Raw genomic sequence first — 19,553 nt, 5'->3', positions numbered from 1 at the left:
TTCCGGCGAACGGGCCGCCGCTTTCCTAAAAATAGACGGCGCGCCAGATGCTCACCCGGCACACTCGGGAAATTTAGTCAGGTTGTGAGCTGACACGCATTCCACCTCACACAAGGCTTTTAGCGCTCAGCATCTCGCGAATCAGGCTGCCAAGCTGTTTTACGGCCTGTTCTTCCCGTTCTCCCCAATGCCATGCGGTGTTAAAACGAAAGAAACGCGTCCAGGCGCCGGACGTTGAAAACATTTTCCCCGGCGCGATACTGATAAGGTGTTCAAGCGCTTTGGCGCTAAGTTCACCGGCATCAAGCTGCTCAGGTAGCTCCAGCCAAAGAAAATAACCGCTATCGTTATGGTGAATTTTTACTTCCGCCGGGAGATGGCGCAAAAGGGTTTGCCAGGCTTGCTGTTTACGTTCGGCAAGCTGCCTTCGCAATCGACGCAGATGCGCGTCATATCGACGTGTCGAGAGATAATCCACTAACGCCAATTGCATGGGGGAACTGGTGGATAATGTGCTCATTAACTGCAAACGCTGAATTTGTCTGGCATGGCTTCCTCCCGCAACCCAGCCAATGCGAAAACCGGGAACCAGACATTTGGAAAAAGACGAACAATGCAACACGGTATCGTCACGATCCCATGCTTTGGCAGGCAGAGGTTTCTCGCGGCCAAAGTAGAGTTCGCTATAAACATCGTCTTCAATTAGCGTCACGTTATGGTGCGTGAGTAACGCGACCAGCCGCGCTTTTTTCTCAGCACTCAGCGTGAATCCTAGCGGATTCTGGCTGTTGGTCATTAACCAGCACGCTTTCACCGGATATTCCTGTAACGCCTGTTCCAGCGCCATAAGATCGATACCTTCTTTAACATCGGTGGGTATCGACAACGCTTTCAGGCGCAATCGCTCCAGGGCCTGTAGCGCACCGTAGAAACAGGGGTTCTCCACCACCACCCAGTCTCCCGGCACCGTCACTGCCTGTAAACTAAGATTCAACGCTTCCAGCGCGCCGGCGGTAATGACAATCTCGTCAGGAGAAACGGTAATCCCCTGCTGCGCGTAACGGCGTGCTATCGCATAGCGCAATTCTGCATTACCTGGCGGCAAGTTTTCGATGACGCTCATTGCCGTCGCGGTTTTACTGACCTGCGCCAGAGAGCGGTTCAATTGCGGCAAGGGAAACAGGCGCGGATCGGGAAACGCTGAAGCAAAAGGCACCACTGAGGTATCACGGCTGGCCTGCAGCATCTCAAAAATATAGGTATTGATATCTACGGCTTCATCCCGAATAACGTGCGCTGCCGTCGCGACTGACCGACAAACCGGATGCGGCGCGACATAATAACCGGATTGCGGACGGGCGATAATCCGTCCCTGACTTTCCAGCAACTGGTACGCATGACCGACAGTCATAAAACTCATGCCGCTACTGGCGACCTGCTCCCTCAGCGAGGGTAATCGATCGCCGGGCTGCCAAACGCCAGAGGCGATTTGTTCTCTAATTTGCTCCGCCAGACGTTGATATTTTTTCATTATTCGTTCTCATTGAGCGCTGCTTGCAGGTGGCAACCGCAGTGTATATCAGTTGTTAAAATTAACAATGATTTGCTAACTGTTATGGTGCTTTCCAACAGGCGTAATGATTAGATTTCGCAACAAAACGCCGTTTCAGGGTCTCTGCTTAACGGGAAAGTCAAACCAGGTGTTCGGGTATGGTTCATGAGTAAGGGAGAAGTGCCACCATTCGGTATCCAGTGGCGTAAAGCCAGCATCACGCATCAACGTTTGTAATAACAACCTATTTGCGCGTTGCTGAGCGGTAAGCATGACATTATCGGGATGGGATAACGGACTAAAACAGTCAAAGCCGGTACCAAAATCCAGACTATTATCTGGCGAGCGTTGCGCCGCGGACGCAGTACAATTCACCAGTGGTCGTCCGGGATCGTATATTGGTATTTTACTGTCGAGTGGAACAATCGTTAGATCAAGCGTACTTCCCCGACTGTGGCCGGATCTGGCGGCAAGATAACCTTCCTCAAACAGACGATTTTTCTCTACCTGCGGATAAAATTCGTTTTTCATTTGGTTTTGAGAAGGATCTTTGGCCCAGGCGATAAAGTCGTTCACTGCGCTTTGCGGACGGTAGCAATCATATATTTTTAAGGTAAGTCCGAAGGGGCGTAAACGATCGGCGACCTGCTTTAGTGCGTTCGCGGCTGGTCGTGTTAACAGGCAAACAGGCGCGTTATAGCCTTTAATGGGGCGACCAATAAAGTTATGGGAAGTGAAGTATCGCATGTCTACCTGTACGTCGGGGGCGACCGTAGTAATATCGACAAAGTCTTTTGGCTGGTGGAGATCAATATGGTTTTCAGCTGACATTGCCTGAACGGACAACAGGCTGAACAGGAGGAAAGAAAATACGCATTTTACCATATGTTACACCTCGCGAGAGTCACAGGGGCGATTATGTATTTGAGCAGGTAAAGATTAGCGGACAGCGCTTAAACAGATGGTTAAAATAAACATCATTCCCCCTGTAATCTGTGCCTTATCACAAACGGAGAGTTTATATTTTGCTTATACGACCATGACGCCGCCTGTTCTATACCCAAAATAATTCGAGTTGCTTAAAGGCGGCAAGGGAGTGTGTCCCAGGAACACAGATAACGATGTGTTTTCACAAAGGCGAGTCTACCTGACCAGAAAGGTTATTTGATAATCAGTAGTACAGTTGTTGTCGCCTTCCATAACTAAATAACATTGTTTCGCCAAAGATAAGACCACTATATAGTCAGGAAGGCAATTAGTGAGGAACGCGTCAATTGTCGGCGATAATGCATCTGAAATTACGATTCACCGCAGTTGTGCAAACACATAGAATCCCCCTCGAACCGAGATAATTCGGTCTGCTGGTCATAGCCATTATTCAGTAAGACCGCAGGTTGCAGCGGCGGATCACGGGCGTGAAGAAAAATCCTGTGCCCCAAATTTTTTGGACAAGCGCTGAACCTGCCGTATACTTTTACTTAACGTACACTCCGCCATAAAAATAAACCCTGCGATGATACCGTAATGCCATAGGCATAACTTAAGGATATGCCATAAATCAAGCGAAGCATGATTTAACTTCTCAGTAATTGCGATAGTCTGTACAAATATTATGGGATGAAATAATAAGATGCCTAACAAAAATATCCCTGCCACGATCATGGCAAGTAACTGAAAAAAAGCCCATCCGATAACGAAACGGTAAAGTAACAGCAATAATAGCCGTCCACATTTCCTTAGCCATTCTGACTGCAAAATGCCCCAGGATGCTGTCTTTTCGTGAATTTCACCATCTGATTTCTTCATTTTGAGCCTCCTCGCAGGTTTTTATAATTTTATCGCCCAATTGGAAATAAAGCCGTCAGCTAATCGTTACAACAAATATAATTAAGACAAAAACTAAAGAGTAAGGTATTTATATCATAAGCACTATCAGTATTGGCCTTCTGCCCTACCGCTAAACATCTCATTGTTGTTAGCCTAATAATACTTTTAGTTTAACTTCTTATAAGACAATTTCTACACGGTTGAGCAACTATTTACTTTCTCTAAAAATAATATAGTGCGTAATTAATCATTACTCATAGTACATGATGATGTGAGAATTAAGAAAACCGTTTTACTTTCATTCGTTTTATCTGACATATTTCATGGCCAGGAGGCGTGGGCATGACTAAAGCTACGGGTCGATTTGAACAATTGAACAATAATGTTGACGGTTCAGGACAAAGCAAAAATCAGGTGTTTCACCGATAGGCAAACCGATGGGCAACATGGGATAATATTTCGAATACCACCTATTCCAGTAATGAAGTATCATATAATCACTTGTGGTCTACATTATGCCAATTACTATCGGGAGAGGATTTTTAAAGAGTGAGATGTTTTCTCAAAGTGCCATCTCTCAACGCTCTTTCTTTACGTTACTATGGGAAAAGATTAAAGATTTTTTTTGTGACACGCGAAGATCCGCTGCCGATCAATATATAAAGGAATTATGTGATGTTGCCTCTCCGCCTGACGCGCAACGTTTATTTGATTTATTTTGCAAGTTATATGAATTATCATCACCGTCATGCAGAGGAAATTTCCATTTTCAGCACTATAAAGATGCTGAGTGTCAATATACAAATCTCTGTATTAAAGATGGCGAAGATATTCCGTTATGCATTATGATACGTCAGGATCACTACTATTATGAGATAATGAATAGAACAGTGCTCTGTGTTGATACTCAGTCTGCCCACCTGAAAAGATATTCTGATATTAATATAAAAGCTAGCACTTATGTTTGTGAACCGCTATGTTGCTTGTTCCCTGAGCGGTTACAACTCTCGCTATCCGGCGGTATAACATTTCCCGTTGACCTGAAAAATATAGAAGAGACGCTTATCGCCATGGCAGAAAAGGGTAATTTATGTGACTGGAAGGAACAGGAAAGAAAAGCCGCCATCTCCTCCAGGATTAATCTGGGCATCGCCCAGGCAGGTGTAACAGCTATTGACGACGCTATCAAAAACAAAATAGCCGCAAAGGTTATTGAGAATACTAACTTAAAGAATGCAGCGTTTGAACCAAATTATGCACAAAGCTCAGTTACTCAAATTGTTTATTCATGTTTGTTTAAGAATGAGATACTAATGAATATGCTGGAAGAAAGTTCCTCTCATGGCCTGCTATGTTTAAACGAGCTTACTGAATATGTAGCGCTACAAGTTCATAACAGCCTTTTTTCTGAAGATTTATCTTCACTCGTTGAAACAACAAAAAATGAGGCTCATCACCAGAGTTGATCACACCATAAATAGTATGGATTTACAATCCCCTGGCAATACCAAAACCATCTAATACAATAACTTTAAATATATACTCCCAGGGAATAATGGATTTACTATGGAACGAATTGGCTCGTTATTTTTATAATTGACATACTGAGTATAAGTATATTTTCTCATACAACTTATCGCACTTATTGACAAACCGTTTTCGCTAATTTGAAGTGTGGAATAATAACTCAAAGAAATTATTGGCATCATAGCCTCACGACGTAACTGGAAGGTGGCATGATGCTTACAAAAACGTTATCAGTAGTTTTACTGACCTGTGCGCTGTTTTCAGGCCAGTTACTGGCGAAACAGCAAGACCACGCGTTCGTATGGTTTGCGACGGGAGGGCACCAGCTTAGACACGAAGCCGACAGCGATGAATTACGGGCGGCAGCGGAAGAATCAGCGGAAGGCTTGCGCGAGCACCACAACTGGCAGAAATCGCGCAAACCAGAGAGCTATTTTCGTTAATTAAACGCCCCTACGCTTCGGCAGCGTTTTCATCAGCGCTTCAGGGCTCACTGAAGCGACAACGCTGCCGGGCTGGGGCATTTTTAAGATGTGGTTTTTAATTTTGCCAATGACATGCATTTCGCAAGGGCGGCAGTCGAATTTTAGCGTCAGTACTTCATCGCCATGCACCAACTGCATCGGCGTGGCTTTCCAGCTCTTAATATTTCCTTTCGCCTGCTTAGGACAAAGGTTGAACGCAAAACGCAGGCAGTGTTTGGTGATCATGACCGGTACCTCGCCCTTCTCCTGATGCGCCTCATAGGCCGCATCAATCAATTGTACGCCGTAACGGTGATAAAATTCCCGCGCTTTGTGGTTGTAGACATTAGCGAGAAAGCTGAGATGCGTTTGCGGATAGACCGGCGCAGGCTGCGCCACGGGTTTCCGACGACCTCGTTGATAATGGGCCAGCCGCGCCGCGTCAAGCATATCAATCGCCTCCCGACGGAACTGATTGAGCAGGCTATTTGGCACGAACAACGCCGCCGGTAATGTCACCTGCATATCACGCGCGTAGTAAGGCGTCTGTCCCAGCTTCGCCAGTCCGGCTTTTAGGTTATTCAACGCTTTTTCAGAGTTGTTGGCTTCCTCAAATACCCCGTCAAGCGTATGCGTGATGCAGACACCGTCTTCACTGGTCAGCGTCAGAATAAGCTGTTCCTGCCAGCCGCCCAGCATGATATCAACCGCCACACGGCGCTCACTGGAGGTTTTTGTCAGCGCTTGCTGCCAGTTATGATCCAGATTACGATTCAACGGATGATGCGGACGGACTTTATGCAGGTCGGCAGGCATATCATTTGGCCAAACGCGGTAGCGGTTATGACCGGTTTTCTCCACCGTATTGGCGCGAAAACCTACCACTTCACGCTTAATCAACACGTTCAGACCATCGCCATTCGCCAACGGCTCCGTAGCTTCTACGTCGAGATAATCCTTCGCCACATTCAGCACCTCACCTACCGGCAAGCCAATAAATTTTGGTGAATCAAATGCGCCAATATCACCTTTACGCGCGTTAACAAAATAGTCGGTGCTGCCGCGATGGAAGGTTTTCTCCGTGGAGGGAACAAAAAAGTGTTCGGTCCGACCAACCGACGCACGCGCCAGATCGCCACGTTGCTCGATAATCGCGTCCAGCATCTGACGATAATGCGCGGTGATGTTTTTGACATAGCTCATGTCTTTATAGCGCCCTTCAATCTTGAAGGAACGTACGCCTGCATCGATCAACGCGCCGAGGTTAGCCGTTTGGTCGTTATCTTTCATCGATAGCAAATGTTTTTCGTAAGAGACCACCCGCCCCTGATCGTCTTTTAACGTATACGGTAAACGACAGGCCTGCGAACAGTCGCCCCGATTGGCGCTGCGCCCGGTTTGCGCATGAGAGATATAACACTGCCCAGAATAAGCGACACACAGCGCGCCATGAATGAAGAACTCAATCGTGGCGTCAGTAGCCTGATGAATAGCCGCTATCTGACTCAAAGTAAGCTCGCGCGCCAGTACAATCTGTGAAAAACCGACATCGGCAAGAAACTTCGCTTTTTCCACGCTGCGAATATCACACTGTGTACTGGCGTGAAGCTCAATCGGCGGGATATCCAGTTCCAGAATGCCCATATCCTGCACAATCAGCGCATCTACCCCGGTGTTGTACAAATCGGTGATTAACCGCTGCGCGGGCTCCAGCTCATCATCATGCAGGATAGTATTCAGCGTGACAAAAATCCTGGCGCCGTAACGGTGAGCAAACGGGACCAGATCGGCGATATCGCGCAGACTGTTACTGGCGTTATGACGTGCGCCAAAACCGGGTCCGCCGATGTAGACGGCATCTGCGCCATGCAAAATCGCTTCGCGAGCAATTGCGGCGTCACGGGCCGGACTTAACAATTCGAGATAGTGAGGTTGCTGGCGCATACAGTCTTTCTTATCCAATAGCAGCGAAATGGCGGCTATTGTAGTCAGAAGCGCAAACTAACGAAATAGTTTTCCCGCTTAATCACGCGGGTAATGGATCAGCGAGTGAAAATGAACCGTCTGGTCACTGCTGTTGCGATAGGTATGCGCCATATCACCGGCAAAACGCAATCCTTTACCGGCGTCTATGGTTTGCCATACCCCACCAGTACACATGTCCAGCCGACCCTGAATCACCACCACATGTTCGACAACGCCGGCTTTATGCGGCGTTGATTCGCTGACCGCGCCAGGCGCCAGCAATAGAGAAAAATAGTCAAAACAGAGTTCAGGGTCCCACGGAAACAGCGGTGTGATTACCATCGCTTGCTGCTGGGGATCGAAGGTCGGAGGAAATTCGGCCTGCGGAGGCGAAATAAACACTGAGAATGGAACGTTCAGGCCCGTCGCAATTTTCCACAGCGTTGCGACTGTCGGGCTGGATTCATTACGCTCTATCTGCCCCAACATGGCTTTTGAGACGCCGGAGATCTCCGCCAGACGCGATAAACTCCAGCCTCGCTGATGGCGTAACATTCTTAACGTGGTCGCCAGATAGTGTGTCAGGTTATCCATTTTCCCCCCCTGTAAGACCATAGCGTATCACTTGTACGCTATAACGCACAATGCTACATTGACTGACCGTTATAACGCACAAGAGGCGATCATGCGTCTGTTATCACTGCCGTTACCTACTGTATTATCTGGTCTGGTCGCCGTTTTGGTCGGCTATGCAAGTTCCGCCGCCATTATCTGGCAGGCGGCGATTGCCGCTGGCGCAACACCCGCAGAGATCGCCGGCTGGATGACTGCCCTCGGTATAGCCATGGGCATAAGCACACTAACGTTAACCTTGTGGTATCGTGCGCCGGTTTTAACCGCCTGGTCAACGCCTGGCGCCGCTCTGTTGGTGACAGGGCTTCAGGGATTATCGTTGCCAGACGCCGTGGGCATATTCATTGTCGCCAATGCCCTGATTGTGCTGTGCGGCGTCACGGGATTGTTTGCGCGTTTGATGCGGATAATCCCCCATTCTCTTGCCGCCGCAATGCTGGCGGGAATACTGCTACGCTTCGGCCTGCAGGCGTTCGGGACGCTCAACGGAGAGTTTGTCATGTGCGGCGGTATGCTATTGGCGTGGCTACTCTTTAAAGTATTCGCGCCCCGCTATGCCATTATTGCTGCCATGGTGATGGGAATAACGGTGGCGCTCATCCAGGGTAAGGTGGCGATGAGCGGTATTCATTTCGCGCCGGTGTGGCCCACCTTCGTTCCCCCCCACTTTTCATTCGCTCAAAGCCTGAGCGTCGCGGTACCGCTCTTCCTGGTGACGATGGCATCGCAAAACGCCCCCGGCGTCGCCACAATGAAGGCGTCTGGCTATCAGCTTCCTGTCTCTCCGTTAATGATTTTTACCGGGTTGCTGGCGCTGCTGCTTTCGCCATTTGGCGTTTATTCTATCTGCATTGCCGCCATTACAGCCGCCATTTGTCAAAGCCCGGACGCACACCCCGATCCAACGCGTCGCTGGTTAGCGGCCGCCGCCGCAGGCGTTTTTTATTTACTTGCCGGGTGGTTTGGCGGTTCGATAACCGCGCTGATGGTCGCCCTGCCGGTTAGCTGGGTGCAAATGCTGGCTGGTCTGGCACTGTTAAGTACGATTAGCGGTAGCCTGTATCAGGCGCTTACCCACGAAAGTGAGCGTGACGCGGCAGTTATCGCATTTCTCGTCACCGCCAGCGGGCTAACGCTGATGGGCATCGGATCGGCATTCTGGGGGTTGATCGTTGGCGGAATAGGCTACGCAGTATTAACGAGAACGCGCCGCCCATCGTTGTCTGGCTGATGGTGACCGCTAATCTGCCGGGGTTTGCGCCATCTTGCGATGGCGCCGCAGAATTATTTTTTGTTAACGTCAAACATAGAGGTATCCGTCGCCATATCATCCACGACCTGTTTCAACGTCTCAAACGCCATTGGCGTACTGGAATTGCTCAGGTCTTTACCTTCACCCTGACGTACTACCTTGACGACCGGCTTGTTGGTCACGGCATCTATCAGCTCACCCTCAAAATAGAGGTGGGTATCCATGGTCCGGTGGCCTGTCGCCATTTGCGTGCCCGCCACAATCAGCGCTACAGGGATCACCTCATAGAATTGCAGCCCTTCTTTGCTGGTATCCACGCCCGTAATCGCCCCGCGGAAAATCAAACTGCGCGGCCCTGGCGTCGTGACCAGCGGTTTGCGCTGTTCAATTGCTGATTTTACTTTAGTGTTCGTATAAGCCAGCAGTTTATCAAGAACTTGCTGCCCGACCTGGGTCGTTGGTTTGGGGACGGGATAGTATGTTATCGGATTGTAAACAATACTATCATAGTTAGAGTCATTGAAATGTGGATCTACCCAGCGCAACACCGGTTTTCCCGTGGCGGAGGTAGTTTCCTGCAGGTCCGAATAATTTTTTAAGAATCCAGAATACTTATCCGGCTGTGTGACTTTAGACGCACAGCCGGATAACGCCAGCAAGCCAGTAAGCACTGCAACTTTAAATAAAGTATGAGTACGCATGAAACGATCCCTTTAGTCTTCGCAATGATGCAAAGGAAATAATAGCAAAACGAAATCATTCTGGATGCACTAAAAATGGTAACGACAGCACAATTTGAACGCGGCGCCCGACAAAAAAATGCCGAACGCTGCGAGACTTACAGAACTTGCATCGCTCAGGCCGTTTTTCTCGCCAGCATCGTAGCAAAGCGCAGTTTGATACGGTTGCCGTTTTCGTCCGTGCGGTGAAGCTCGCCGACATCTTCGTTGTATTTCAGCATGTCCCATCCTTCGTAATAGCGGCGTAATTCGCCTTCTTTAAAAGCGAACGGGAATCCCACCGTACAGGGAAAGTCCGGCGTATCCATTGCCGCAACAATCAAATTATACCCGCCGGTTTTTGTGCAGCGTTGCATATTGGCAATTAAACCGGGAATGGTTTGCGCCTCAAGAAACATCATAACCACCGTCGAGAGAATAAAATCGTACTCGCCGTCAAAGGTCAATGTATTCAGATCGACAATGTCGGTTTGCAGATTATCCAGCCCCTCTGCCGCTTTAATACGCTCAAGGTTAGCCATACTGGCCGGATTTTTATCCCACGCGGTAACGTCATAACCGTTCGCGGCCAGATACAGACTATTGCGGCCATTGCCACATCCCAAATCCAGCGTTCGGCCCGGCGCGACAACCTTTGCCGCCGCCAGCACATCCGAATGCGTGCGGGTTAATCCGTATTTCTCAGTAAAATAATTTTCGTCACGAACGGTCATTTTTTTCCTCCGTTTTCAACAGTGCAGCGCGCTCAGTGCGAATAAGCAACGTCCCCTGCACCAGCAATAGAAATGTACGAACCAGCAATAAGGCGATAATAGCGTTAGTGAAAATAAACAGCGGGACGGCCAGAATATGGAAAAGCCCTGATTCACTACCGTGACCAAGATGTAACCCCGTGGTCGCCAGCGCGGAAACGCCGAACGAAAAACTCCAGAAGGAAGCATTAAACGGTTGTGATAAATACCAGGGCATTAATCGCAGCATAAATAAAAGTTGTAACAGACCGTAGCCGAATAGCATTTTCGCCAGCGTGTCGCCCTCCCCGCCATTGACGCTCAGCCAGGCGCTACAGGCGACCAGCGCGGGCGCCAGTTGGATACCCAGCGACGTACGCAGCACCGCCGGTAATTCGCCGCAGCTACGCAGTCGCTGCAAAATAACCGGCTCCAGACTTAACCACGAAAAGACGCCTGCGCCTAAAAACACCAGTCCGGCATCATTGTAACCGAGCGCTCCACAGGCCATAGCGCTGATAAAATTATTCGCTACCGTGGGCAGATAAAGTCCTGGGGTTGTCGCTTCTTCCGGATGCGCTCCGCGCCAAAGCCCCGCCGTCTGCCAGGCGGCATACGCCAGTTGTATGACGACCCCCACGCTGAATAGCGCAACGGCCAACGGGCGATACCAGGGAACGAAACCGATCGAGACCAGCATCGTGGTGGCGGGAAACAGGCTGACAAAACTGCTCATTACCGGATGTCGCACTTCAGCCATCACGCTATGGGGAAAGCGCACCAGACGGCTAAGGAACGCCAGGGTCAAGAGTGCCCAAATAATCATCGCCAGGATCACCATGATGTCGCCGGGCCAGTGGCTTATTGCCCATATCTGGCTGGCATAACGCCAGGCGAATCCCATACCGATAGTGCCAAGGACGATGCCAAAATAGCCCGCAGGCAAATTGAGCACGCGATCGCTCTGCTTGTGATTACGCATTTTGTTTAATTTATAAAGTATATTTGAAATGCATTTTATGGAATTTCTGGTTGTTTCGCCAGTACCTTTGCTACGGTTATCTTAATCGTTCACACGGAATTTCCCTATGACCAAATATCGACTGAGTGAAGAACCTTGTGCTTTTACTTATCAGGTAGACGGTGAGAAGAAAAGCGTCTTATTACGACAAGTTATTGCCGTAACGGATTTTAACGATGTTAAAGCCGGAACCTCCGGCGGCTGGGTTGATGCCGATAATGTGCTGTCACAACAGGGGGATTGCTGGATTTATGATGAAAACACGATGGCCTTTGCGGGCACGGAAATTACGGGTAACGCGCGTATCACGCAGCCATGCACGCTCTACAATAACGTGCGAATAGGCGATAACGTCTGGATTGATCGCGCTGATATAAGCGATGGCGCGCGGATAAGTGACAACGTCACCATTCAGTCCTCTTCCGTGCGCGGAGAGTGTGCGATTTATGGCGATGCCCGCGTGTTAAACCAGTCAGAAATTCTCGCCATTCAGGGACTAACGCATGAACATGCGCAGATTTTACAAATTTACGATCGCGCCACTGTGAACCATTCGCGGATTGTCCATCAGGTACAGCTTTATGGCGACGCCACTATCACACACGCTTTTATTGAGCACCGGGCGGAGGTCTTTGATTTCGCGCTCATCGAAGGCAACAAAGACAATAATGTCTGGATCTGTGACTGCGCCAAAGTCTATGGCCATGCGCGGGTTATCGCCGGTACAGAGGAAGATGCGATCCCTACCCTTCGCTACAGCTCGCAGGTAGCGGAACATGCGTTAATCGAAGGCAACTGTGTGTTAAAACATCATGTGCTGGTAGGCGGACATGCTGAGGTACGCGGAGGCCCGATTTTACTGGACGACCGCGTGCTGATTGAAGGCCATGCCTGTATACAGGGCGAAATTCTGATTGAGCACCAGGTCGAGATTAGCGGACGGGCGGCGGTGATAGCGTTTGACGGCAATACTATTCACCTGCGCGGCCCAAAAGTGATCAATGGCGAGGATCGTATTACGCGTACCCCCTTAGTCGGTTCCCTTTAATCCGCATCAATAATGCGGGCATACATATTAACGTCGTGATAGTCGCCGTTAAGATACTCGGCCTGTTTCATACAGCCTTCCAGCGTAAAATGGTTGCGCCGTGCGACCGCATTACTGGCTTGATTATCAACGCGGCATTTAATGACGAAGCGCCGAATATCGCCGCGCCGGGCATAATGTGTCATCAGCGCCTGTAATGATTGCGACATTATCCCTTGTCCCTGGAGGGACTCATCCAGCCAGTAACCGATATAGGCGGCTTTGTTTACCGGTTCGATGGCATTAAATGAGAGTACGCCCGCCATCTCATTCTGGCAGAAAATCAGGTACATTTTGGCGTAACCACGCTGGTGCAACAGTATATTACCCTGCACATGCTTACGCGTTTCCTCCTGCGACGTGACATATTGCGGCCAGTCGAGCGACTGTTGTAGCCACGTTTTGTTTTTGAGTACCAGTTGGTGCAGCGCCGGAACATGACTTTCATCTGCCGCTTGCAGTTCCAGCGTCGTGCTAACAGGAATAATTTCCACCATCGCGTTGCCCTTCTTCGTTGTTGGTCGTGATCACATAAATAGCCTGGTTTACCGATAACCCGCAGGTGATATGAGCGTTTTTATTGTATCGCCATCACATTATTTTTTATTGGCCCTATTTAGCGTATTTCCGCGTGACACATTTCACACTTATCCAACCATTCTCCGCCTATAAAACGCTCAACGACTGATTGTTTTATCACCACGGAGACGCCAATGACCTTTTCTGTGCAGGAAACGCTTTTTTCTTTACTGCGGCTAAACGGGATTTCAGGACATGAAAGCAGTATTGCAAACGTTATGCAGCACGCGTTTGAACAGCAGGCCAAAGACGTCTGGCGGGATCGCCTGGGCAATGTCGTCGCCCGTTATGGCAGCGATAAATCCGACGCGCTTCGCCTGATGATTTTTGCGCATATGGATGAAGTGGGTTTTATGGTACGCAAGATCGAACCCTCCGGTTTTTTACGTTTTGAACGCGTGGGCGGCCCGGCGCAAATTACTATGCCCGGTTCGATTGTGACGCTTGCCGGACGTTCAGGCGATATCATGGGCTGTATCGGTATTAAAGCATATCACTTCGCGAAGGGTGACGAGCGCACCCAGCCACCCGCGCTCGATAAACTCTGGATTGATATCGGCGCAAAAGATAAAGCGGATGCCGAACGAATGGGTATTCAGGTGGGGACGCCAGTAACCCTTTACAACCCGCCGCACTGTCTGGGCAACGACCTGGTATGCAGTAAGGCGCTGGATGACAGGCTGGGGTGTACGGCGCTACTGGGCGTCGCCGAGGCCCTCGCCTCCACACCGCTTGATATCGCGGTATTCCTGGTCGCGTCGGTACAGGAAGAGTTCAATATTCGCGGTATTATTCCCGTTTTACGACGCGTGCGCCCCGACCTGGCGATTGGTATTGATATCACCCCATCCTGCGACACGCCTGACCTGCAGGATTACTCAGATGTGCGGGTCAACCACGGCGTCGGCATCACCTGTCTGAACTATCACGGACGCGGTACGTTGGCGGGACTGATTACGCCGCCGCGTTTGCTGCGGATGCTGGAGACCACCGCGCACGAAAATAATATTCCCGTACAGCGAGAAGTCGCGCCAGGCGTCATCACCGAAACCGGCTACATTCAGGTTGAACTGGACGGTATTCCCTGCGCCAGTCTTTCTATTCCCTGCCGCTATACCCACTCGCCAGCCGAAGTCGCCAGCCTGCGCGACCTGGCTGATTGTATCCGTTTACTGACTGCGCTGGCCAATATGTCGCCAGAACAGTTTCCCATTGAGCCTGAAACAGGCGCTACACAAGAGGCACGACCATGATGAAAAAGATCCTTGTGGCATGTGGTACCGGCATGTCGACATCAACCATGATTGCACAAAAACTGCAGGACTTTCTTGCGGAGCAAGGCATTGCGGCAACCACGGCGCAATGTTGTCTGAATGAGATCCCGTTGAACTGTAACGGTATGGATCTCATCGTAACGTCCATGCGTACGCACAGTGACTATGGCATCCCGACGCTCAACGGCGCCGCCCTGCTGACAGGCATCAACGACGACGCATTAAAACAAGAAATCAAGGCGCTGTTAACACAATAAAGGGGGCATTATGTTTGATTACATCCTGTCTCTCGGCGGCACCGTCTTTGTGCCCATCATTATGATTATCATCGGCTTAATCTTTCGTATTCCCTGGCTGCAGGCGGTGAAAGCCGGGGTGACGGTCGGCATCGGTTTTGTCGGCATGGGGTTGGTGATCGTCATGGCGATCGACAGTCTCAGTCCGCCGATTAAAGTGATGATTGAGCGTTTTGGCCTGACGCTGCATGTGTTTGACGTCGGCGCCGGGCCCGCGTCCGGCGTCGGCTATGCGACGGCCATCGGCGCTATGATCATTCCCGTTATCTTTCTGCTCAACGTCGGTATGTTGGTGACTCGTCTGACCAAAACCATGAACGTTGATATTTATAACTACTGGCACTACGCCATTACCGGAACGGTCGTCCAGTTGATGACCGGCAGTCTGATTTATGGCGTACTGGGCGCGATTTGTCACGCCGCCTTGTCGTTGAAAATGGCCGACTGGACGGCGAAACGAGTACAGAACATTGTGGGTCTGGAAGGGATTTCTATTCCGCAAGGGTATGGCTCCAGTTCCGTGCCGTTGTTCGTATTGCTGGATGCGATATACGAAAAAATACCGTTTATGAAAGGACGCAATATTGACGCTCAGGAGATCCAAAAACGGTATGGGATGGTCGGCGACCCGGTGATCATTGGCGTTGTTCTCGGTCTGATCTTCGGACTTGCCGCAGGCGAAGGCTTTAAAGGGTGCGCAACCTTAATGATTACCGTGGCGGCGATTATGGTGCTGTTTCCGCGCATGATTCGCCTTATCGTTGAGGGGTTAATGCCCATTTCCGACGGCGCGCGTAAGTTCTTCCAGAAACACTTTAAAGGGCGCGAAGTCTTTATCGGTCTGGATACCGCAGTGACGTTAGGCCACCCGACCACCATCGCGGTTGGGCTGCTGTTAATTCCCATCATGTTAATTCTGGCGAGCATACTGCCGGGCAATAAAGTCCTGCCGCTGGCTGATTTACCGGTCGCGCCATTTTTTATCTGCATGGCCACGGTTATTCATCGCGGCGATCTGATTCGTACTCTGCTCAGCGGCATCATTGTCATGATTACCGTTTTGCTGATCGCCACCCAGTTCGCACCGTACTTTACCGACATGGCGCTCAAAGGCGGCTTTAGTTTCGCCACTGAAAACGCGCAAATTACCGCGCTGTCGGTGGGAAATATGTTTGGCTGGTCAATATCTGAATTGATGTCGCTGGGCATGATTGGCGTGGTTATTGTGGTCGGCATTGTCGCCAGCATCATACTTGTCTTACGTAAACGTGAACTACCGGAATAAGGAGCAACCCAGAATGAGTTGGCTAAAAGAGGTAATAGGAACAGAAAAAGCCGTTATCGCCATGTGCCATTTACGGGCGTTGCCGGGCGATCCCGGGTTCGATACCAGGAAAGGCATGAACTGGGTAATTGACCGCGCCCATGACGATTTAATGGCGCTACAAAATGGCGGCGTGGATGCGGTGATGTTCTCCAACGAATTTAGTCTGCCTTATTTAACGAAAGTCAGACCGGAAACGACCACCGCGATGGCAAGAATCATCGGTCAGTTAATGAGTGAAATCCGCGTACCGTTTGGGGTAAACGTGTTGTGGGACCCTGTGGCCTCGTTTGATTTGGCGATGGCGACCGACGCAAAATTTATCCGCGAAATTTTCACCGGCGCTTACGCCAGCGATTTTGGCGTCTGGGATACGAATGTCGGCGAAACCATTCGCCATCAGCATCGCATCGGCGCAGGCCACGTGAAAACGTTGTTTAACATCGTGCCGGAAGCGGCGGTGTATCTGGGAAACCGCGATGTCTGTTCAATTGCGAAATCGACCGTATTTAATAATAACCCCGATGCTCTGTGCGTCTCAGGGCTGACGGCGGGCGCTCGCACGGATAGCGCCATACTGAAGCGGGTAAAAGAGACCGTCCCCGACACGGTCGTGCTGGCGAATACCGGGGTGTGTCTGGAAAACGTCGAGGAGCAGCTCTGCATTGCCGACGGATGCGTAACGGCAACCACGTTTAAAAAAGACGGCGTCTTCGCCAACTTTGTTGACCAGGCGCGCGTGGCGAAGTTTATGGAGAAAGTACGCCATATCCGACAATAAAATGGGGATAAGCAAAACGCTTATCCCCTGCAGAGAGCGATAACTCTTCTGCCGATCTCCGTCGCCTTCGCCAAAAGACACGCCGGGGATCGGTTTCAGAGTAACCCGAACCGGCAAGGAGTCAACGATCGATGATTAATGATGTTAAGTGGGTTCAGGCGCAACGCCATGCCAGCGACTGGCGACACGCGCTGGATATCGCCGTTCGTCCGCTGATTACCTTCGGCGCGGCGGCCCCCTGCTACCTGGACGGTATTATTGAGAACACCCTTAAATGGGGGCCATATTATCTTATCGCGCCGGGGATTGCGCTGCCCCATGCCAGACCGGAGCAAGGCGCTAACCATAATCAAATCAGCGTCACTACGTTAGCAACGCCGGTCGCTTTCGGCAATGCGGATTGCGATCCCATCTGGCTGTTGCTTTGCGCCAGCGCCACGGATGCCGAAGCACATATTCGCACCATTCAACGCATCAGCCAGTGGCTCGACTCGCCGGAAAGCGTCGCGATGCTGCAAGATGCGCCAAATGACGCCGCGCTTTTCGCGCAATTAACCGCATTGCGCTGATGGAGGTTCCGATGATCCTGCACCCTTCACTGGCCTCCGCCGATCCGCTGCGCTATGCCGAGGCGTTGACCGCTTTACACGATGCGCCTCTCGGCTCGCTGCATCTGGATATCGAAGATACCAGTTTCATCAACAATATTACCTTCGGTATGAAAACCATTCAGGCAGTCGCACAACACACTCGCCATCCGCTCTCATTTCACCTGATGGTCTCATCACCGCAACGCTGGCTACCCTGGCTTGCAGCTATCCGCCCCGGCTGGATTTTCATTCATGCCGAAAGCGTGCAAAACCCCTCGGAGATTCTGGCGGATATTCGCGCTATCGGGGCGAAAGCAGGACTGGCGCTTAACCCGGCAACGCCGCTATTGCCTTATCGTTATCTGGCATTGCAACTGGATGCGCTGATGATCATGACCAGCGAACCCGACGGGCGCGGGCAGCAATTTATCGCCGCGATGTGTGAAAAAGTGAGTCAGAGCAGAGAGCATTTCCCTGCTGCGGAATGCTGGGCGGACGGCGGTATTACACTTCGCGCCGCACGGCTGCTTGCCGCCGCAGGCGCACAGCATCTGGTGATTGGCCGGGCGTTGTTCACGACGGCGAACTATGATGTGACGTTGTCACAATTCACCGCGCTATAAAGGAGTCATATGCTGATGAGCCAACAGCGCCCCGACCGTATCAAACAGATGTTGCATTACCTTTGGCAACACAGGCACCTCTCAACACAACAAGCTATTGAACTTTTTGGCTATGCAGAGGCAACCGTGCGCCGGGATTTTCACTATATCGCCAGCCGTTATCCCGGTATGGTTCGCGGCCATGGTTGTATTGACTTCGACGACAGTACGGAAGATAAAGAATATGTTTTCGACGTTAAGCGAACGTTACAAAGTGAGGCGAAACGCGAAATCGCCGCCCTCGCCCGCACGTTCATCAAAGATGGAGACTGCTTTTTTCTCGACTCCGGCTCCACCTGTCTGGAACTGGCAAAATGTCTGGTTGACGCCAAAGTAAAAGTCATTTGCAATGACATCAAAATCGCTAATGAACTGGGTGGCTTCCCACACGTAGAGAGCTACATTATCGGCGGACTGATCCGCCCCGGTTACTTTTCGGTGGGCGAGAGTCTGGCGCTGGAGATGATTAACGCCTTTGCCGTTGAACGCGCCTTTATCTCCTGCGATGCGCTGTCGATTGAAACGGGCATCACCAACGCTACCATGTTTGAAGTGGGCGTTAAAACGCGCATTATTCAGCGCTCACGCGAGGTCATATTGATGGCCGATCACTCAAAGTTTGATACTGTAGAACCCCATGCGGTGGCGACGCTGTCCTGTATTACTACCATTCTTAGCGACAGTGCGCTCCCGTCTGCTATCGCCCGACGTTATCAGCAAGCGGGATGCCGTCTCATCATGTCAGACCCCTCATCAGGAGCGCGTTAATGGACATCAGGCAAATGAACAAAACCCATCTGGAGCACTGGCGCGGATTGCGAAAACAGCTCTGGCCTGGTCACCCGGACGACGCCCATCTGGCGGACGGCGAAGAAATTCTGCAAGCCGATCATCTGGCATCATTTATTGCGATGGCAGACGGGGTGGCGATTGGCTTTGCGGATGCCTCAATCCGCCACGATTATGTCAATGGCTGTGACAGTTCGCCCGTGGCTTTCCTTGAAGGTATTTTTGTTCTCCCCTCATTCCGTCAACGCGGCGTAGCGAAACAATTGATTGCAGCGGTGCAACGATGGGGAACGAATAAAGGGTGTCGGGAAATGGCCTCTGATACCACGCCGGAAAATACAATTTCCCAGAAAGTTCACCAGGCGTTAGGATTTGAGGAAACAGAGCGCGTCATTTTCTACCGAAAGCGTTGTTGAGGGAAAAATTCAGGCTCTTTATAGAGAAGTAGTCACTGATTAA

General features: G+C 50.6%; 21 protein-coding genes and 1 pseudogene. 12 read left to right on the top strand and 10 right to left on the bottom strand.

Annotated features, from left to right (window positions below; translation table 11 throughout):
* Positions 1-106: 106 nt before the first annotated feature.
* The 4 genes and pseudogenes from ycdR to ACH0VJ_RS01670 all read right to left on the bottom strand — a co-directional run bounded on the left by ycdR (position 107) and on the right by ACH0VJ_RS01670 (position 3,358).
* Positions 107-1,531 (bottom strand): GntR family transcriptional regulator YdcR, encoded by a 1,425-nt coding sequence (ycdR, locus tag ACH0VJ_RS01685; RefSeq protein ID WP_000760698.1) that lies wholly within the window; start codon positions 1,529-1,531, stop codon positions 107-109.
* A 135-nt stretch (positions 1,532-1,666) separates the two neighbouring features.
* Positions 1,667-2,437 (bottom strand): M15 family metallopeptidase, encoded by a 771-nt coding sequence (locus tag ACH0VJ_RS01680; protein WP_000237706.1) that lies wholly within the window; start codon positions 2,435-2,437, stop codon positions 1,667-1,669.
* Between the two features lie 258 nt (positions 2,438-2,695).
* Positions 2,696-2,927: pseudogene (locus ACH0VJ_RS01675) on the bottom strand (hypothetical protein).
* 32 nt (positions 2,928-2,959) lie between these two features.
* Complete coding sequence (locus ACH0VJ_RS01670) at positions 2,960-3,358, bottom strand: hypothetical protein (RefSeq protein ID WP_000747895.1); 399 nt, start codon at positions 3,356-3,358, stop codon at positions 2,960-2,962.
* Between the two features lie 536 nt (positions 3,359-3,894).
* Between ACH0VJ_RS01670 and sifB the strand changes: the two genes are divergently transcribed.
* Positions 3,895-4,845, top strand: a complete 951-nt coding sequence (gene sifB, locus ACH0VJ_RS01665; RefSeq protein WP_001122930.1) for an SPI-2 type III secretion system effector SifB — start codon at positions 3,895-3,897, stop codon at positions 4,843-4,845.
* Between the two features lie 273 nt (positions 4,846-5,118).
* Positions 5,119-5,349: a DUF2554 family protein gene (locus tag ACH0VJ_RS01660; protein ID WP_000956438.1), complete on the top strand. Its 231-nt coding sequence runs from the start codon at positions 5,119-5,121 to the stop codon at positions 5,347-5,349.
* Here ACH0VJ_RS01660 and ACH0VJ_RS01655 read toward each other — a convergent pair whose 3' ends face one another.
* Positions 5,350-7,314, bottom strand: coding sequence for a U32 family peptidase (locus ACH0VJ_RS01655; protein ID WP_001249764.1), 1,965 nt, complete (start codon positions 7,312-7,314; stop codon positions 5,350-5,352).
* 78 nt (positions 7,315-7,392) lie between these two features.
* Positions 7,393-7,929, bottom strand: coding sequence for a helix-turn-helix domain-containing protein (locus tag ACH0VJ_RS01650; protein ID WP_000369538.1), 537 nt, complete (start codon positions 7,927-7,929; stop codon positions 7,393-7,395).
* A 91-nt stretch (positions 7,930-8,020) separates the two neighbouring features.
* Between ACH0VJ_RS01650 and ACH0VJ_RS01645 the strand changes: the two genes are divergently transcribed.
* The gene (locus tag ACH0VJ_RS01645) at positions 8,021-9,199 is read left to right on the top strand and encodes a benzoate/H(+) symporter BenE family transporter (protein ID WP_001238490.1); all 1,179 of its coding nucleotides are present in this window, start codon (positions 8,021-8,023) and stop codon (positions 9,197-9,199) included.
* Positions 9,200-9,252: 53 nt separating this feature from the next.
* Here the strand turns inward: ACH0VJ_RS01645 and ACH0VJ_RS01640 are convergent, their stop codons facing one another.
* The 3 genes from ACH0VJ_RS01640 to tehA form a co-directional block, all read right to left on the bottom strand.
* Positions 9,253-9,921: a DUF3313 domain-containing protein gene (locus ACH0VJ_RS01640; RefSeq protein ID WP_001259027.1), complete on the bottom strand. Its 669-nt coding sequence runs from the start codon at positions 9,919-9,921 to the stop codon at positions 9,253-9,255.
* Between the two features lie 155 nt (positions 9,922-10,076).
* Entirely contained in the window at positions 10,077-10,673 is a 597-nt protein-coding gene (tehB, locus tag ACH0VJ_RS01635; protein WP_000218277.1) for a tellurite resistance methyltransferase TehB, read from the bottom strand.
* Positions 10,660-11,673, bottom strand: a complete 1,014-nt coding sequence (gene tehA, locus ACH0VJ_RS01630; RefSeq protein WP_001243999.1) for a dicarboxylate transporter/tellurite-resistance protein TehA — start codon at positions 11,671-11,673, stop codon at positions 10,660-10,662. The genes tehB and tehA overlap by 14 nt, the downstream gene beginning before the upstream one ends.
* A 106-nt stretch (positions 11,674-11,779) precedes the next feature.
* Here tehA and ydcK point away from each other — a divergent pair, with 106 nt between their 5' ends.
* Positions 11,780-12,760, top strand: a complete 981-nt coding sequence (gene ydcK / locus ACH0VJ_RS01625; RefSeq protein ID WP_000170574.1) for a YdcK family protein — start codon at positions 11,780-11,782, stop codon at positions 12,758-12,760.
* Here ydcK and rimL read toward each other — a convergent pair.
* Positions 12,757-13,296, bottom strand: coding sequence for a 50S ribosomal protein L7/L12-serine acetyltransferase (gene rimL / locus ACH0VJ_RS01620; protein WP_000229299.1), 540 nt, complete (start codon positions 13,294-13,296; stop codon positions 12,757-12,759). The genes ydcK and rimL overlap by 4 nt on opposite strands.
* Before the next feature lie 216 nt (positions 13,297-13,512).
* Here rimL and ACH0VJ_RS01615 point away from each other — a divergent pair, with 216 nt between their 5' ends.
* The 8 genes from ACH0VJ_RS01615 to aac(6') all read left to right on the top strand — a co-directional run bounded on the left by ACH0VJ_RS01615 (position 13,513) and on the right by aac(6') (position 19,510).
* Positions 13,513-14,631 (top strand): M42 family metallopeptidase, encoded by a 1,119-nt coding sequence (locus tag ACH0VJ_RS01615; RefSeq protein WP_000144623.1) that lies wholly within the window; start codon positions 13,513-13,515, stop codon positions 14,629-14,631.
* Complete coding sequence (sgcB, locus tag ACH0VJ_RS01610; protein ID WP_000976132.1) at positions 14,628-14,909, top strand: PTS sugar transporter subunit IIB SgcB; 282 nt, start codon at positions 14,628-14,630, stop codon at positions 14,907-14,909. The genes ACH0VJ_RS01615 and sgcB overlap by 4 nt, the downstream gene beginning before the upstream one ends.
* 10 nt (positions 14,910-14,919) lie before the next feature.
* Complete coding sequence (gene sgcC, locus ACH0VJ_RS01605) at positions 14,920-16,233, top strand: PTS sugar transporter subunit IIC SgcC (RefSeq protein WP_000460836.1); 1,314 nt, start codon at positions 14,920-14,922, stop codon at positions 16,231-16,233.
* Between the two features lie 13 nt (positions 16,234-16,246).
* Positions 16,247-17,053 (top strand): BtpA family protein SgcQ, encoded by an 807-nt coding sequence (sgcQ, locus tag ACH0VJ_RS01600; protein WP_000118619.1) that lies wholly within the window; start codon positions 16,247-16,249, stop codon positions 17,051-17,053.
* A gap of 131 nt (positions 17,054-17,184) precedes the next feature.
* The gene (sgcA, locus tag ACH0VJ_RS01595) at positions 17,185-17,622 is read left to right on the top strand and encodes an SgcA family PTS sugar transporter subunit IIA (RefSeq protein WP_000606454.1); all 438 of its coding nucleotides are present in this window, start codon (positions 17,185-17,187) and stop codon (positions 17,620-17,622) included.
* Positions 17,623-17,633: 11 nt separating this feature from the next.
* On the top strand, positions 17,634-18,266 hold the full coding sequence (locus tag ACH0VJ_RS01590) for a ribulose-phosphate 3 epimerase family protein (RefSeq protein ID WP_000600602.1): 633 nt from the start codon (positions 17,634-17,636) through the stop codon (positions 18,264-18,266).
* Between the two features lie 15 nt (positions 18,267-18,281).
* Entirely contained in the window at positions 18,282-19,073 is a 792-nt protein-coding gene (locus ACH0VJ_RS01585) for a DeoR/GlpR family DNA-binding transcription regulator (protein ID WP_001670738.1), read from the top strand.
* Entirely contained in the window at positions 19,073-19,510 is a 438-nt protein-coding gene (gene aac(6'), locus ACH0VJ_RS01580; protein ID WP_000354851.1) for a cryptic aminoglycoside N-acetyltransferase AAC(6')-Iy/Iaa, read from the top strand. Before ACH0VJ_RS01585 ends, aac(6') begins: the two co-directional genes overlap by 1 nt.
* Positions 19,511-19,553: the final 43 nt, after the last annotated feature.

Source organism: Salmonella sp. 2020_1459 (assembly GCF_043847915.1).
Classification (GTDB): Bacteria; Pseudomonadota; Gammaproteobacteria; order Enterobacterales; family Enterobacteriaceae; genus Salmonella; species Salmonella enterica.
The sequence above is the reverse complement of the archived record's forward strand: the minus strand, read 5'-3'. Positions and strand labels throughout refer to the sequence as shown.

Coding starts and splice junctions, on each gene's coding strand:
- ycdR (WP_000760698.1), bottom strand. CDS start 1,531: ATGAAAAAATATCAACGTCTGGCGGAGCAAATTAGAGAACAAATCGCC.
- ACH0VJ_RS01680 (WP_000237706.1), bottom strand. CDS start 2,437: ATGGTAAAATGCGTATTTTCTTTCCTCCTGTTCAGCCTGTTGTCCGTT.
- ACH0VJ_RS01670 (WP_000747895.1), bottom strand. CDS start 3,358: ATGAAGAAATCAGATGGTGAAATTCACGAAAAGACAGCATCCTGGGGC.
- sifB (WP_001122930.1), top strand. CDS start 3,895: ATGCCAATTACTATCGGGAGAGGATTTTTAAAGAGTGAGATGTTTTCT.
- ACH0VJ_RS01660 (WP_000956438.1), top strand. CDS start 5,119: ATGCTTACAAAAACGTTATCAGTAGTTTTACTGACCTGTGCGCTGTTT.
- ACH0VJ_RS01655 (WP_001249764.1), bottom strand. CDS start 7,314: ATGCGCCAGCAACCTCACTATCTCGAATTGTTAAGTCCGGCCCGTGAC.
- ACH0VJ_RS01650 (WP_000369538.1), bottom strand. CDS start 7,929: ATGGATAACCTGACACACTATCTGGCGACCACGTTAAGAATGTTACGC.
- ACH0VJ_RS01645 (WP_001238490.1), top strand. CDS start 8,021: ATGCGTCTGTTATCACTGCCGTTACCTACTGTATTATCTGGTCTGGTC.
- ACH0VJ_RS01640 (WP_001259027.1), bottom strand. CDS start 9,921: ATGCGTACTCATACTTTATTTAAAGTTGCAGTGCTTACTGGCTTGCTG.
- tehB (WP_000218277.1), bottom strand. CDS start 10,673: ATGACCGTTCGTGACGAAAATTATTTTACTGAGAAATACGGATTAACC.
- tehA (WP_001243999.1), bottom strand. CDS start 11,673: ATGCGTAATCACAAGCAGAGCGATCGCGTGCTCAATTTGCCTGCGGGC.
- ydcK (WP_000170574.1), top strand. CDS start 11,780: ATGACCAAATATCGACTGAGTGAAGAACCTTGTGCTTTTACTTATCAG.
- rimL (WP_000229299.1), bottom strand. CDS start 13,296: ATGGTGGAAATTATTCCTGTTAGCACGACGCTGGAACTGCAAGCGGCA.
- ACH0VJ_RS01615 (WP_000144623.1), top strand. CDS start 13,513: ATGACCTTTTCTGTGCAGGAAACGCTTTTTTCTTTACTGCGGCTAAAC.
- sgcB (WP_000976132.1), top strand. CDS start 14,628: ATGATGAAAAAGATCCTTGTGGCATGTGGTACCGGCATGTCGACATCA.
- sgcC (WP_000460836.1), top strand. CDS start 14,920: ATGTTTGATTACATCCTGTCTCTCGGCGGCACCGTCTTTGTGCCCATC.
- sgcQ (WP_000118619.1), top strand. CDS start 16,247: ATGAGTTGGCTAAAAGAGGTAATAGGAACAGAAAAAGCCGTTATCGCC.
- sgcA (WP_000606454.1), top strand. CDS start 17,185: ATGATTAATGATGTTAAGTGGGTTCAGGCGCAACGCCATGCCAGCGAC.
- ACH0VJ_RS01590 (WP_000600602.1), top strand. CDS start 17,634: ATGATCCTGCACCCTTCACTGGCCTCCGCCGATCCGCTGCGCTATGCC.
- ACH0VJ_RS01585 (WP_001670738.1), top strand. CDS start 18,282: ATGAGCCAACAGCGCCCCGACCGTATCAAACAGATGTTGCATTACCTT.